Raw genomic sequence first — 14,441 nt, forward strand, 5'->3', positions numbered from 1 at the left:
CTCCCCTAATATCGGGGCCCCCCCCGTCGTGGGGGCGGGGGGGGGGGGGGGGGCGGGGCCCCCCCCCCCCCCCCCCCCCCCCCCCCCCCCCCCCCCACGACGGCGGCGGCGCTCAGGTCGGCTTGAAGAACGCCGTGACGTCGGCGAGTTCGCGCGTACGCGGCATCGGCGGGAGGCTGGCGAGGAACAGGCGGCCGTAGCCCTTGGTGGTGAGGCGGGGGTCGCACAGGACCAGCACGCCGCGGTCGTGCACATCGCGGATCAGCCGGCCCGCGCCCTGCTTCAGCGCGATGACCGCGGTCGGGACCTGCCAGCCCATGAACGGGTTGATGCCGGATTCCTCCAGCGCCTCGAGCCGGGCCTGGAGCACCGGATCGTCGGGCATGGCGAACGGCAGCTTGTCGATCACCACCACGCTGAGCGCGTCGCCGGCCACGTCCACCCCTTCCCAGAAGCTGGCCGCACCCAGCAGCACGCCGCGGCCGCTCAGGCGGAACTCCTCGAGCAGGCGATGGCGTGGCGCGGTGCCCTGTACGAACAGCGGCCAGGGCACCCGACCCTCCAGCAACTCGGCCGCACGGCGCAGCGCACGGTGCGAGGTGAACAGCAGGAACGCGCGGCCATCGGACGCCTCGAGCACGGGAAGGATGGCGGCGATGACCTTGTCCGTGTGGTCGCGCGCCGACGGATCCGGCAGATCCTTCGGCAGGTAAGCCAGCGCCTGGCGCCCGTAGTCGAAGGGGCTTTCCACGTGCAGCGTGCGCGGATCCTCGAGCCCCAGCTGGCGGGCGAAATGCTGGAAATCGCCAGCGATCGACAGGGTCGCCGAGGTGTGGATCCACGCCGCGTTCGTCGCCATGCGCATCGCGCGGAGCGGCGAGGCGAGATCGAGCGGCGTGGCGTGCAAGGCGAAGCCGCGCGGCCAGGTTTCGTACCAGCGCACATCCGACGCCGAGTGCTCCTCGGCGATGCGGTCGAGCCGCAGGCTGAGCATCTGCGCGCGCTCGTGGACATTTGCCAAGCCACGCGACCGCTCACCCAGGCCGGCCAGGAGGTCGGCCATCGCCGCGACCACGTCGCGCAACTCGCCGATCAGCTCATGGGTGCCCGCGTCCCGCTCCAGCGCGCCGAACGGCCCGCGGTTGGGCAGCGGATCCATCGCGAGGCGCAGGCGCTTCACCAGGTCCTGCACGACCTCCACCGGCTCCAGCAGCTGGCTCGTGGCACCAGTGACGCCCTGTGCCTCGGCGAGCGCGTCCTGGCCCAGGTCGACCAGCTGGCGCGAGCCGATGCTCTGGGAGAAGAACTGGCCGGCCAGCTCGGGAATCTGGTGGGCCTCGTCGAGGATGAACGCATCCGCGCCGGGCAGGATCTCGCCAAAACCCTCCTGCTTGAGCGCCAGGTCGGCCATGAGCAGGTGGTGGTTCACCACCACCACGTCGGCCTCCATGGCCTCGCGCCGGGCCTTCACGACATGGCAGTCCTCGAAGAACCGGCACTCGCTGCCCAGGCAGTTCTCCGGGGTGGAGGTCACCCGCGGCCAGACCGGGGAATCTTCGGGAATATCGGCCATTTCCATCCGGTCGCCCCGCCGGGTGCGGGCCGACCATGCACGGATACTGGAAAGCTGGGTGGCGAGCTGGCGGTCGGGGTTGCCCTCGCGTACGGCCTGGTCGAGCCGGTACAGGCACAGGTAGTTCGCGCGCCCCTTGAGCAGGCTGACCTTCGCCCGGCTGCCCAGCACGTGGTGCACGCGCGGGAGGTCGCGGAAGAACAGCTGGTCCTGCAGGGCCTTGGTACCGGTTGAAACGATGACTTTCCGGCCCGATTCCAGGGCGGGAACCAGGTAGGCGAAGGTCTTGCCGGTGCCGGTGCCGGCCTCGGCGATCAGGACGTCGCGCTCCTCGATGGCCCCGGCCACGGCGGCCGCCATGCGCTGCTGGGCCTCGCGGGGCGCGAATCCCGGTACTTCACGGGCGAACGGGCCCTCCGCGCCAAGGATCGCGGCCACTTCGTGTTCAGTCATCCGGCCAGTATCGCCTACAATCACCCTCTTTTCGCCTGTCAAACAGCGCGCCTACAGGGCGCGCGCCGGGAACCTACGCATGGACAAGAGTTTCGAGCCCAGCCTGATCGAATCGAAGTGGTACGCCCAGTGGGAAGCCAACGGCTACTTCAAGCCGTCCGGCAAGGGCACGCCCTACACGATCATGCTGCCGCCGCCCAACGTCACGGGCACGCTGCACATGGGCCATGCGTTCCAGCACACGATCATGGATACGCTGGTCCGCTACCACCGCATGCGCGGCTACGACACGCTGTGGCAGCTCGGCACCGACCACGCCGGCATCGCCACGGAAATGGTGGTGACCCGCCAGCTCAACGCCGAAGGCAAGCAGCGCGCCGATTTCACGCGCGATGCCTTCATCGAGCGCGTGTGGGAGTGGAAGCACCAGTCCGGCGGCACCATCGGCCGCCAGATGCGCCGCATGGGCGTGTCCGGCGACTGGAGCCGTGAGGTCTTCACCATGGACCCGGGTCCGTCGAAGGCTGTCGTCGAAACCTTCTTCCGCCTCCACCAGGAAGGCCTGATCTACCGTGGCCAGAAGCTGGTCAACTGGGATCCGGTGCTGAAGACCGCGGTCTCCGACCTGGAGGTGGTGAGCGAGGAAGAAGACGGCTCGATGTGGTCGATCCGCTACCCGCTGGCCGATGGCTCGGGCGAGCTGATCGTCGCGACCACGCGCCCGGAGACCATGCTGGGCGACGTCGCCGTGGCCGTGCACCCGGAAGACGAGCGCTATGCGCACCTGATCGGCCGCATGCTCGCCCTGCCCCTTTCCGACCGGCAGATCCCGATCATCGCCGATGAATACGTCGAGAAGGATTTCGGTACCGGCTGCGTGAAGATCACCCCGGCGCACGATTTCAACGACTACGCGATCGGCCAGCGCCACAACCTGCCGATGATCAACATCCTCACCGACGAGGCGGCGATCAACGACGCTGCGCCCGCGAAGTACCGCGGCATGGATCGTTACGTCGCGCGCAAGGCCGTGCTCGCCGACCTCGAGGCGCAGGAGCTGCTCGTCGAGACGAAGAAGCACAAGCTGCAGGTGCCGCGCGGCGACCGTACCGGCCAGGTCATCGAGCCGTACCTCACGTGGCAGTGGTTCGTGAAGATGGACACGCTGGCGGCACGCGGCCTCGAGATCGTCGAGGAAGGCAAGGTCCGCCTGGTGCCGGAAAACTGGATCAACACCTACCGCCACTGGATGACCAACATCCAGGACTGGTGCATCAGCCGCCAGCTCACCTGGGGCCACCAGATCCCGGCGTGGTACACCGACGCCGGTGCGATCATCGTCGCGCACGACGAGGCGGAAGCCACGAAGCTCGCCGCGGAACAGGGCTACACCGGCGCGCTGCGTCGCGACGCCGACGTGCTGGAAACCTGGTTTTCGTCGGCGCTGTGGAGCCACAGCACGCTGGGCTGGCCCGATCCGCAGGCCCAGGCCGAGCGCGGTTTCGACCGCTACCTGCCGACCAACGTGCTCGTCACCGGTTTCGACATCATCTTCTTCTGGGTCGCCCGGATGATCATGATGACCGACCACTTCACCGGCGAAGTGCCGTTCAAGGATGTCTATTTCACCGGCCTCATCCGCGACAAGGATGGCCAGAAGATGTCGAAGTCGAAGGGCAACGTGCTCGATCCGCTCGACATCATCGATGGCATCAGCCTGGACGACCTGCTGGCCAAGCGCACGCAGGGCCTGATGCAGCCGAAGATGGCCGAGAAGATCGAGAAGGCCACCCGCAAGGAATTCGCCGAGGGCATTCCCTCGTTCGGCGCGGATGCCCTGCGCTTCACCTTCGCCTCGCTTGCCACGCACGGTCGCGACATCAAGTTCGACCTGGAGCGTGCCGCCGGCTACAAGGCGTTCGTCAACAAGCTGTGGAACGCATCGCGCTTCGTGCTGATGAACCTGGGCGAAGGCCCGGTGCACAAGGTCGCGCCGACGACCGAAGCCGAGCGCTGGATCCTCACCCGCCTTGCCGAGACGCTGGCGACGGTGAAGGAGCAGCTCGGGCTCTATCGCTTCGACCTCGCGTCGCAGGCCCTGTACGAGTTCACCTGGAACGAGTTCTGTGACTGGTTCCTCGAGCTCTCGAAGCCGGCGCTGAATGGCACCGACGAGGCCGCCATCGCATCGACGCGCTACACGCTCGTCCACGTGCTTGAGACCCTGCTCCGCGCGCTGCATCCGTTGATCCCCTTCGTCACCGAAGAGATCTGGCAGAACGTCCGCCCGGTGCTTGGCATCGAGGGCGAAACGATCATGCTGCGTCCCTACCCGGAGGCGGAGGATGTCACGGGCGACGCCGCGGCGACGGCCGAGATTGAATGGGTGAAAGGCGTGCTCACCGGCGTGCGCCGCATCCGCGCCGAGATGAACATCGCCCCGGGCAAGGTCATCCCGCTGCTGTTCGCCGATGGCGATGCAGCTGATCGCGCTCGCGCCGCGAAGTTCGCCGCCCAGATCGCGTTCCTCGGCCGCGTCGAGTCGCCGCTGTGGGTTGAAGGCGAAGAGCCGGCCGCCGCGGTCGCCATCGTCGGCGGCATGCGCGCGCTGATCCCGCTGGAAGGCCTGATCGATGTCAGCGCCGAAAAGGCCCGCCTGGCCAAGGAAATCGCCCGCGTGGAAGGCGAGATCAGGAAGTGCGAAGCCAAGCTCGGCAACGCCAGCTTCGTCGCCAATGCACCGGCCGAAGTGGTGGAGCAGGAGCGCCAGCGCATCACCGACTGGACGCGCCAGGCCGATGCCATGCGCGATCAGGCTCGCAAGCTGGGGGGCTGAGGCACCCCCAATCGCGCGCAAGCGCGCTCCCACAACAGCCCTTGTGGGAGTGAGCTTGCGAACGATGCTCTTCCGCGGGGCCGATCGCTCGCAAGCTCGCTCCCACGACAGCCGTTGTGGGAGCGTGCTTGCACGCAATGGGTGCTCGCAGAATCCGCCAAGAAAAAACCCCGCCTCGGCGGGGTTTTCTTTTCTACATATCGTGCTTGTTCACTTCGAACCCGCCGCGCTTGTACTCCGCCCAGCGCGTTCGTGAGCCATCGCGCTCGGCCGGGTCCGCGGCTACCACCTCCAGCACCCGCTCGAACCGCCCCGGCGCGCAGACATCGCGCAGGTTGATCACCATGGGCCGGTCAGCGGTTTCGACGCCGGGCGGCACGATGAGCACGGCGGTGTTCTCGTCGTCCTCATCCCCCGCCAGCTGGTGGGGGATGAAGGCGTCTTCGTCGAACGACCACAGGTACTCGTCGATCGCCTCGGCCTGCTCGAAATCGCGGGTGAGGATCAGCGTGGGCTGGCCCGCGCCGAACGCCCGCTTCGCGAGCTCGCAGACCAGCAGCAGCGGATCCTCGCGGAAACGCGGCTTGTCGATCAGGTAGAAGTCGGCGCGCGGCATCGGGTGCGATCAGCCGTTGACGCGGTCGAGCAGCCACTGGGTCAGCAGCGGCACCGGGCGGCCGGTGGCGAGACCCTTGCGACCCTCGTCCCACGCCGTGCCGGCGATGTCCAGGTGCGCCCAGCGGCGGCCTTCGGTGAAGCGGGCGAGGAAGCAGCCGGCCGTGATGGCACCGGCGTACTTGCCGCCGATGTTCGCCACGTCGGCGAACCCGGATTCCAGCTGCGACTGGTAGTCGTCCCACAGCGGCAGGCGCCAGGCGCGGTCGAGGGTGTCCTCGCCAGCGGCCAGCAGTTCGGCCGAGAGGGATTCATCCTTGGTCATCAGGCCCGAGGCGTGCTTGCCCAGCGCCACGACGCAGGCGCCGGTGAGCGTGGCGGCATCGATCATGGTGTGCGGGTCGAAGCGCTTGCCGGTATAGGTCAGCGCATCGCACAGGATCAGGCGGCCTTCCGCGTCGGTGTTGAGCACCTCGATGGTGATGCCGGCGAGGCTGGTGAGCACGTCGCCCGGGCGGTAGGCGTTGCCGTCCGGCATGTTTTCCACGGCCGGGACCACGCAGACCAGATTCACCGGGAGCTTCATCTCGACCGCGGCCACGAAGGCGCCGAGCACGCCGGCGGCGCCGCCCATGTCGAACTTCATCTCTTCCATGCCCGGGCCCGGCTTGATGCTGATGCCGCCGGTATCGAAGGTGATGCCCTTGCCGACGAAGGCGTAGGGGCGCTCGCCGTCCTTGCCACCGTTCCACTGCAGGATGACCAGGCGCGGCTCGTTGGCCGAACCGCGGGCCACGGCGAGCAGCGAGCCGAAGCCCTCGCGCTCCATGTCGGCGCGGTCAAGGGCCTCGTAGGTGACGCCCTCATGCTTCTCGGCAAAGGCGCGGGCCTGCTCGGCGATGTAATTGGGGTTGCAGATGTTCGGCGGCAGGTTGCCCAGCTCGCGGGCGAAGCGGACGCCCTCGGCCATGGCGCGGGCCTGGTCCAGGCCCGCCTCGGCATCGGCCGGGCCGGCGAAGGTGATGGCGGTGAGCTCCGGCTGGGCCTTGTCGCGCGGCTTCACCGTGGCGGTGTAGCGGTAGGCGGCATGGTCGGTGGCCAGCGCCGCGACGCGGAGCTTCCAGGCGGCATCGCGGCCCGGGACGTCCACTTCCGGCAGCCAGCTGGCCGCCTCGGTGACCGGCAGGCGGCCGATGGCGCGGGCGGCCTCGAGGGTCACGCGCTGGTAGCGGGCGGCGTCGAAGGTCTTCTGGGCGCCCAGGCCCACGACCAGCACGCGGGCTGCCGCGATGCCCGCCAGGTGCAGCAGGGTGACCACGTTGCCGACCTTGCCGGTGACGTCACCGGCTTCGACAAGCCGCTTGATGGCGCCGTTGGCGGCCGTATCGATACGGGCCGCGGCGCTGGTCAGGACACCGTTCTCATAGACGCCGACCACGGCGACCGGGGTGGCGGTTGACTCGGGAGCATTGGAACCAAGGCTGAACTGAACCGTCATGACTTACTGTCCTGCGAAAGCCGTCCGGGGCGCGGACAGGCTAGACTTAAGGTTTGCCGGCCGGGACTGACGCGGCTCCAACCGCTAATTCTACCAAATGCTCAGCATCCTCGACCGATACTTCCTCCGCGAACTGGCCTACGGCATCCTGGCGACCGCCATTGTGCTGCTGGTCATCTTCGCCGGTGGCGCCTTCGCGGGGGTGCTCCAGAAGGTGGCGAACGGCAGTATCCAGCCGAGCATCATGTTCGAGGTGCTGGGCCTGCAGATGCTGGACCTGCTCTCCACCCTGCTGCCCATGGCGGCCTTCCTCGGTACCCTGATCGCCCTGGGCCGGATGTACCGGGAGAGCGAGATGCACGTGCTGGCCTCGTCGGGCATGGGCCCGCGCGGCATGCTCCGCCCGGTCACCCTGCTCGCCGTGTTCACGACCATCACGGTGGGCGTGCTGTCGCTCTGGCTGGGCCCGTGGTCGGCCCGCACCGCGGACCAGGTGATCGCCACGGCCAACAAGTCGGTCATCGCCGCCGGCCTCGATGCCGGCCGCTTCACCGAGCTGCCCGGCAAGGGCGGCATCATCTTCGTCGACTCCCTGAGCCGGGATGGCACGGTGCTGGGCAAGACCTTCCTGGCGACCGACCGCGTCGATTCCGACGGCAATCCGCAGGTTCGCGTGGTCAACGCGAAACACGGCCAGATGTACCAGGAGAGCAACGGCCAGGATCGCTTCCTCGCCCTGTTCGATGGCTGGCAGTTTGAAATCCCGCTCGCCGGCGACAACTGGCGGCGCATGAAGTACGAGCGCAACGACGTGTCCCTGTCGAACATCAGCGACGACGACAACGACACCGATCCGGCCCACGAGTCGACCACCGTCCAGCTGTTCAAGGCGGGGACGGCCGAGGCCCTGGGTGAGCTGGTGTCCCGCTTCGCCGCCCCGGTGTCGACCCTGGTGCTCATGATGATGGTGCTGCCGATGTCGCGGCAGGCGCCACGCGACGCGCGCTACGGGCGCCTGCTGATCGCCGTGCTGGCCTACTTCCTGTACGTGGTGTGGCAGCTCATCGCCCGCGCGCACATCATCAAGGGCAGCCTGGGCACGTCGGCGCCGATCTGGGTGCTCCACGCCATTGTCTTCAGCATCGCCGCCTGGATCTTCTGGCGGCAGAATGCGCCGCGCCGCGTGAAGGGAACCGCTTGATGGCCACGCTCACGATCAAGCGTGCCGACCGCCTCATCGGCGCCAGCGTCCTTGGCACCCTGCTGCTGGTGTGGCTGGTGCTGACCGGCTTCGACGCGCTCACCCAGTTCGTCCGCCAGCTGGGCAACATCGGCAAGAACGGCTTCACGCTGTACGACGCCATCGCCTACATCATGCTGACGGTGCCGCGGCGCCTGTACCAGATGTTCAGCAATGCCGCCCTCATCGGCGGCCTGCTGGGCCTGGGTGGCCTGGCCGCCACCGGCGAGCTCACCGCGCTGCGCGCGGCGGGCATGTCCAAATTGCGCATTGGCGTATCGGCCGTCGGCGTGGTCGCCGCGCTGACCGTGCTGGTGGTCATCATGGGCGAAACGGCCGCGCCCTATGGCGACCAGCACGCCCAGGCCATCCAGGTGCGCATGCGCTCGAGCAACCTCGGCTCGACCAGCAGCGGCCTCTGGGCACGCGATGCCGGCAAGATCATCAACGCGAAGTCCGCCATCGCCACGCAGGAAGGCGACCTCACCACGGTGAAGCTCGTGGACGTGCGGGTGTTCTCGTTCACCCCTGATGGCCAGGTCGCCGAGTTCTCGCATGGCGACAGTGCGATCCACGATGGCAACCAGTGGGTCATGACCAACGTCCGCACGAGCACGCGCGACGCGGCCGGCATCCATTCGCTGACCGCCCCGACCCAGACCTGGAAATCACGACTGAACCCGCACGTGCTGGAGCAGTCGATCATCCACCCCGAATACCTCTCCATGTCCGACCTGCGCCGGAACATGCGTTACCTGGAATCCAACGGCCAGAACCCCGGCGCCTACGCGGTCGCGTTCTGGGGCCGGGTGATCTTCCCGTTCAACGTGCTGGTGCTGGTGCTCTGCGCGATGCCGTTCGCCTTCGGCTCGCTGCGCTCGGGCGGCTTCGGCAAGCGGCTTTTCATCGGCATCATCCTCGCGATCGGCTGGTACTTCCTGCAGGGCGCCATGGTGAACTTCGGCACGGTGTACGGCCTGCCGCCGCTCCTCGCCAACCTGTTGCCCACGGGCCTGCTGGTCGCCGGCGCGCTCGCTTACTTCCGCCGCTTCGGCTAGCGCGCACCGATCACGCGGCCACGCCCTCGAGCGCGGCCGCGAGCCCGTCACCGGTCAGTGGTTTGCGCAACAGCGCATCCATGCCGGCTTCGCGCACCGCCTCTCCCTCATCGCCCGCGGAACGCGCCGTCACGGCGATGATCGGCATGGTCGCGGCCTGCTCCATCCGGCGCACCATGCGCGCCACCTGGAAGCCATCCATCACCGGCAGGTCCAGGTCGAGCAGCATCACATCGAACGATGCGCGCGACAGCTCGGCGAGCGCCTGCAGGCCATCGCCCACCACGGCCACCTCGTTCCCGCGCTGCCGCAGCAGCCCTGCGATGACGTCGGCGATGACGGCATCGTCTTCCACGAGCAAGACCCGGCGCCCCGCATCGCGCTCCGGCACGGCCGCGCCCGCGGCACACGCCTGGCCCTTGCACGCGCATTCGGGCAGCGGCAGGCGCACCGTGAACACGCTGCCCGTGCCGGGCGCGCTATCCACCGCGATGTGGCCGCCCATCAGTGTGCAGAGCTCATGGCAGATCGCGAGGCCCAGGCCCGAGCCTTCGCCACGTTGTTTCGTGCCGCCCTGCTCGAAGCGTGTGAACAGGCGCCCCATCAAGGCCGGATCGATGCCGGGGCCGGTGTCGCGTACGACCAGCTCGAACGAGGTATCGCGCCAGGCCAGTTGCACCGTTACGCCACCCCGCTCGGTGAACTTCACGGCATTGTTCACGAGGTTCTGCACGATCTGGCGCAGGCGCACCGGGTCCGCACGCAGGGCTCGCGGTACCTGCGGGTCCACGTCGAGTATCAGCGCGAGCCCTTTCTCGTGCGCAGCGGCGGTGGCCAGGTCGATCGCCGCCTCGGCGATCGCGCGCGGCGATGTGCATTCCGGCTCGACCACCAGGCGGCGTGCCTCGATCCGGGTCAGGTCCAGCGCATCGTTCACCAGGCGCAGCAGCATGGCACCCGAGCGGCGCACCGCCTCCACATAAGCGCGTTGCGTCTCGTCCAGCGGGGTGCGCGAGATCAGCTCGGCCATGCCGAGCACGCCGGTCATCGGGGTGCGTATCTCGTGACCGAGCGTCGCCATGAATTCAGTTTTCGCCGCGTTGGCCTCTTCCGCCAGCCGTTGCTGCTGTTCGGCGAGCTGCACGCGCATCGCCTGGCCCACCCGCGAGCGCGCCGCATGCACGACAGCGGCGACCACGACCAGTGCGACGAGCGCATAAGCGACCCATGCCCACCAGCGGAGCCACGGCGGCGCCTCGACCTCGATGGCGAGCGGTGCGGGCAGTTCGCCATCGATGCCATCGCGACCGCGGCCGACGATGTCCAGGCGATACACGCCCGGGGCCAGCGGAGCGAACTGACCCTCACCTTCCTTGCCGGTCCGGAGGACGCTGCGCTCGGCGCCGCGCCCGAGGATGAAATCGATGCGATTGCGGTCGGGGTTCACATAGGAAAGCGCGCGTGCGCGCACGCTGAGTTCGCGGTCGTCCCACGCAAGGCGGAAGACACCGCCGTCGGGTTCCAGCGCGATGCGCCTGCCGCCGCGCAACACGCTGGCGCCGAGCACCGCGACCCCGGGCTTGCGCGAATGGTCGCGCTGGCGGTCCGGACGAAAACCCACCAGGCCGCCGAGCGTCGCGCCATACGTGGTGCCATCGGCGAGCCGCACCGTGGTGGCATGGGTGAACTCGCCATTCGCCAGGCCGTCGGCGAGGCCGAACGGGCGGAAGCCACCCGTGCGTGGATCGAAACGCCACACCCCCGTCTGCCCATACATCCACAGCCGGCCTGTGGCATCGCGGCGGATGTTGAGGATGTCGGCGGACGGGAAACCTTGCGCGCCCCCGAGCAAACGATCGAGGACGGCGCGGCCGGCCTCCCAGGTGTAGTGCTCGAGCACGCCGGGCCTTACGACCCAGAAGCCGTCCTCATCGGGCTCGAAGGCATTGACGCGCCCCGGTGCGACACCGGTGATGAAACGCATGCGGCCATCGTAGCGGTCGCGCCGCGCCAGCCCCGCGAGGCTCGCCTGCCAGAGGTCGCCGCCGACGATTTCTATCTGGCGAGTGTCGAACGCGCCACGGCGCGGTTCGTCAAAAAGCAGGGGCACGGCATGCCGTAGCGAGGGGCCAAGCGCGAAAACGCCTTCGCCAACGGCGGCGACATACACGGTGCCGTCGGGGGCCTGGGTCATCGTGGTAACCGGCCGGGTGATCTCATCGCGCAGCCAGGGCACGACGCGCCCGGCGTGGATACGGGTCAGGCCATCCACCGTACCGGCGAGCACGTCGCCCATGCGCGTCTCCAGCAACGCCTGGATCCGCGCCGTGCCGATGTCGAACGCACGCCCGGTCCGCCCCGTCGCGGGATCGAACGCCCGCACCCAGCCGCGCAATCCGCCGACCCAGAGATGACCATCGCCGTGTTCGGCGACCGCGGTCACCGTCCGGCCCGGCAGGCTCTGCGGATCGGTCGCCACGTGGGCGAAGCGGGTGAAGTCTTCCCAGCTGGGGCCAAGGTAGCCCAGCCCGCCATCGTTCAAGGCGAACCACAGGCCGTGCTCGCGATCCTCCATCAGGCCGCGCACCGATCGGCCCGGCAGCCCGCCCTGCGCGGTCCACGCACCAGCGACCCCGTGCACGCGGCCATGGCGGTCGAGCATCAGCAGGCCGTCCATGCTGGCGATCCAGGTGGTTCCATGGCTATCGGCAAGCGTGCCGTACACCGGCATGGCGGGAATGCGCCGGTCCCGTCGGAAGGTGCCGTCCGCCGCTCGCCGGTAGAGGCCCAGCGACGTGGCGGCGGTGACATCCGGGCCATGCACATCGATGCCCAGCACGCGCGGCGCCTCGCCATCATCGAAGGAGGCGTGCTGCAGTTTGCGTCCGTCGGCTTCCAGCACATCGATACCCTGGTCCGTACCAATCCACAGCCGCCCGTCGTCGTCGGCACGCAGCGCGTGGACCGATGTCGAACCGAGTTCACCGGGCCCTGCGCCAAAGTGTTCGGGATCGCTGCCGTCGGGCCCGATCCGGTCGAGGCCATCCGCCGTGCCCACCCAGATGGAGCCGTCGCGGGTCTGCGCGATCACGCGCACGTCGGGATCGACCAGGCCATCGCGCCAGTGGATGAAGCCGCCGGTCGCGGGATCGTAGCGGCCCAGGCCAAGTTCGGCGCCGCCGATCCAGATGCGTCCTTCCCTGTCCACCAACAGGGCGGTAACCGCCGCGGCCGGCAGCGCGTGCGCTGCGTCCGGCCCCAGGGGCGGCGTGGTGAACGAGACGCCGTCGAAGCGGGAAAGCCCCGATGCGGTGCCGACCCACACGAAGCCAGGCCCGTCCTGCGCGACCGCGTTGACCTTGCTGCTCGGCAGGCCCTCGTGCAGCCCGTAACTGCGGAACTGCGGCGTGGGAACGGGCGGCATGCTGCTCGCCCGCGCGGGCATGATGACAACGGCGAAAGCCATTGCCACGAGAATCCATCTCGCCAAGTGCGTGTGGTGCATACGCCTAGTTCCTAGTCCGGCACGGATGATGCCACGCGAGGCCGCCGCGACAGACCCGGCCCGGGCCCTTTATTCATGTAAGGCATCACCGACGCGCTTGCCCGTAGAATGCGGGACATGTCTCGTCGACTTCGATTGCTCGTGGCGGCCGTCGGCATCGCCGCCCTCGCCTGGCTGCTCGTCGCCACGCTGGAGCGCGCGATCGCGCTGGCACAGCGCTTCATGGCGCTTCCCGAAGGCCTGCGCTGGCTGGTCGGTGGCCTGCTCGCCGTCATCGTCCTGGCGGGCATCGCGCTCGGTGCCTGGTGGCTTCGCCCGCGCACATCGCGCGCGCCCGTTCAGGCTCCCGACCGTGCATCGCTGGAATCACGCCTCGCCGAACTGCGCTCATCAGGCGCCGAGGTTGAGGAACTTCGCAGCGAACTCGGCGAACTCGACCGACGACGCGCGACGGGAACCGTGCACCTGGCCGTGTTCGGCGAGATCTCGACCGGCAAATCGACACTGATCAAGGCGCTCGTTCCGGACGCAGCCGTGCAGGGCGACGCGCGTGGCGGCACCACGCGCGAGGTGGCGCATTACACCGGCACCGCCCCCGATGGCACGGCATGGGTCATCGCCGATGTTCCCGGCAGCGCCGAGGCGGGCGGTGAAGCCCGTGAGCAGATGGCACGCGACGAGGTCCTGCGCGCCCACGCGGTGATCTATCTCTGCGCGGGCGACCTCACCCGCGCCCAAGCCAGTGAACTGCAATGGCTCGGCGATTTCGGCAAGCCGCTGGTCCTTGCGCTCAACAAGGCCGACCAGTGGAGCGCCGACGAACGCGCGCACATCACGCAACACCTGCGGGCGACGACCGCGGGCCTGCCCGATGCGGTGGTACTTGCGAGCGCAGGCGGTGAGGAACGCTTTACCCGTGAGCTGGCCGACGGCAGCAGCGAAGAGGTCCGGCGCCAGCGCAAGCCGGATGTAGCGGAGCTGGTATCCGCCGTGCAACGGCTGGTCTCCATCGGCGCCGACGCGCTGGAACCGGCACGCGAGAATGCAGTGCTCGCCGGCCTGCACGAACGGACGTCGGCGCTCGAGCAGGCGCAGCGTGCCGCCGAGGCCGAACGGATCGTCACGCGCTATGCCCGGCGCGCCATCGTCGGCGCGATGGCGGCCGTGGCCCCCGGGACCGACCTCGTGATCCAGGGCGTGCTCGCCACGGGGCTCGTCCGCGCTTTGGCCGACCTGTACGGCGTACGGGTCACCGACGTAGAGATCGAGGCGCTGCTCAAGCAGGTACGCCTGACCGTACGCACGGGCACCTCCGTCGTGCTGGCGGTGGCCGGTAACGCGCTGAAGGCGTTCCCGGGCCTGGGCACCCTGGGCGGTGGCGTACTGCATGCGTTCGCCTACGCGCTGGTCTTCGATAGCCTGGGCAAGGCGCTGGCCACCACGCTGGCCGCACACCATACGCTGGACCAGGCCGAGGCCGGCGAGCGCATGCGCGAACTTCTTGCGGATACCCGGGGCAACCGCTTGCGGCGCCTGGCGGAACTCACCACCGATGCCCTGCGGGATCGCTGAGTGAACAATCCGTTCGCGGCGCACGGGCTGACAAGGCCGGCGCCGTCGGCCACACTCTTTCCCATCGGCCGCCCTGGCGGCCCCGCGATGG

General features: G+C 68.8%; 8 protein-coding genes. 4 read left to right on the forward strand and 4 right to left on the reverse strand.

From position 1 onward, the window contains the following. Positions 1-112 precede the first annotated feature (112 nt). Positions 113-2,026, reverse strand: a complete 1,914-nt coding sequence (locus ACZ6YI_RS01720; protein ID WP_465777150.1) for an ATP-dependent DNA helicase — start codon at positions 2,024-2,026, stop codon at positions 113-115. Between the two features lie 79 nt (positions 2,027-2,105). Between ACZ6YI_RS01720 and ACZ6YI_RS01725 the strand changes: the two genes are divergently transcribed. Continuing rightward, on the forward strand, positions 2,106-4,862 hold the full coding sequence (locus ACZ6YI_RS01725) for a valine--tRNA ligase (protein ID WP_465777151.1): 2,757 nt from the start codon (positions 2,106-2,108) through the stop codon (positions 4,860-4,862). A gap of 193 nt (positions 4,863-5,055) precedes the next feature. Here the strand turns inward: ACZ6YI_RS01725 and ACZ6YI_RS01730 are convergent, their stop codons facing one another. Together ACZ6YI_RS01730 and ACZ6YI_RS01735 are read right to left on the reverse strand one after the other, a co-directional pair. Further along, positions 5,056-5,478 carry a DNA polymerase III subunit chi gene (locus ACZ6YI_RS01730; protein ID WP_465777152.1) on the reverse strand — a complete coding sequence of 141 codons (423 nt, stop codon included), beginning with the start codon at positions 5,476-5,478 and terminating at the stop codon, positions 5,056-5,058. Positions 5,479-5,487: 9 nt separating this feature from the next. After that, a complete protein-coding gene (locus tag ACZ6YI_RS01735; protein ID WP_465777153.1) occupies positions 5,488-6,975 on the reverse strand; it encodes a leucyl aminopeptidase in 1,488 nt (495 codons plus the stop codon). 97 nt (positions 6,976-7,072) lie between these two features. On the opposite strand from ACZ6YI_RS01735, the gene lptF reads away from it, so the two are divergent. Both lptF and lptG read left to right on the forward strand, forming a co-directional pair. Further along, positions 7,073-8,176, forward strand: a complete 1,104-nt coding sequence (gene lptF, locus ACZ6YI_RS01740; protein WP_465777154.1) for an LPS export ABC transporter permease LptF — start codon at positions 7,073-7,075, stop codon at positions 8,174-8,176. Next, on the forward strand, positions 8,176-9,273 hold the full coding sequence (gene lptG / locus ACZ6YI_RS01745; RefSeq protein WP_465777155.1) for an LPS export ABC transporter permease LptG: 1,098 nt from the start codon (positions 8,176-8,178) through the stop codon (positions 9,271-9,273). Before lptF ends, lptG begins: the two co-directional genes overlap by 1 nt. 10 nt (positions 9,274-9,283) lie before the next feature. On the opposite strand, the gene ACZ6YI_RS01750 is transcribed toward lptG, so the two are convergent. Continuing rightward, complete coding sequence (locus tag ACZ6YI_RS01750) at positions 9,284-12,739, reverse strand: hybrid sensor histidine kinase/response regulator (protein WP_465777156.1); 3,456 nt, start codon at positions 12,737-12,739, stop codon at positions 9,284-9,286. A gap of 156 nt (positions 12,740-12,895) precedes the next feature. Here ACZ6YI_RS01750 and ACZ6YI_RS01755 point away from each other — a divergent pair, with 156 nt between their 5' ends. Beyond that, positions 12,896-14,350 (forward strand): GTPase, encoded by a 1,455-nt coding sequence (locus tag ACZ6YI_RS01755; RefSeq protein WP_465777157.1) that lies wholly within the window; start codon positions 12,896-12,898, stop codon positions 14,348-14,350. Positions 14,351-14,441 lie beyond the last annotated feature (91 nt).

The sequence above is a fragment of the Luteibacter sp. NPDC104163 genome (assembly GCF_055584245.1).

Excerpts from the sequence above, each read along its gene's own strand:
- ACZ6YI_RS01720 (WP_465777150.1), bottom strand. The coding sequence starts at position 2,026 with ATGACTGAACACGAAGTGGCCGCGATCCTTGGCGCGGAGGGCCCGTTC.
- ACZ6YI_RS01725 (WP_465777151.1), top strand. The coding sequence starts at position 2,106 with ATGGACAAGAGTTTCGAGCCCAGCCTGATCGAATCGAAGTGGTACGCC.
- ACZ6YI_RS01730 (WP_465777152.1), bottom strand. The coding sequence starts at position 5,478 with ATGCCGCGCGCCGACTTCTACCTGATCGACAAGCCGCGTTTCCGCGAG.
- ACZ6YI_RS01735 (WP_465777153.1), bottom strand. The coding sequence starts at position 6,975 with ATGACGGTTCAGTTCAGCCTTGGTTCCAATGCTCCCGAGTCAACCGCC.
- lptF (WP_465777154.1), top strand. The coding sequence starts at position 7,073 with ATGCTCAGCATCCTCGACCGATACTTCCTCCGCGAACTGGCCTACGGC.
- lptG (WP_465777155.1), top strand. The coding sequence starts at position 8,176 with ATGGCCACGCTCACGATCAAGCGTGCCGACCGCCTCATCGGCGCCAGC.
- ACZ6YI_RS01750 (WP_465777156.1), bottom strand. The coding sequence starts at position 12,739 with ATGGCTTTCGCCGTTGTCATCATGCCCGCGCGGGCGAGCAGCATGCCG.
- ACZ6YI_RS01755 (WP_465777157.1), top strand. The coding sequence starts at position 12,896 with ATGTCTCGTCGACTTCGATTGCTCGTGGCGGCCGTCGGCATCGCCGCC.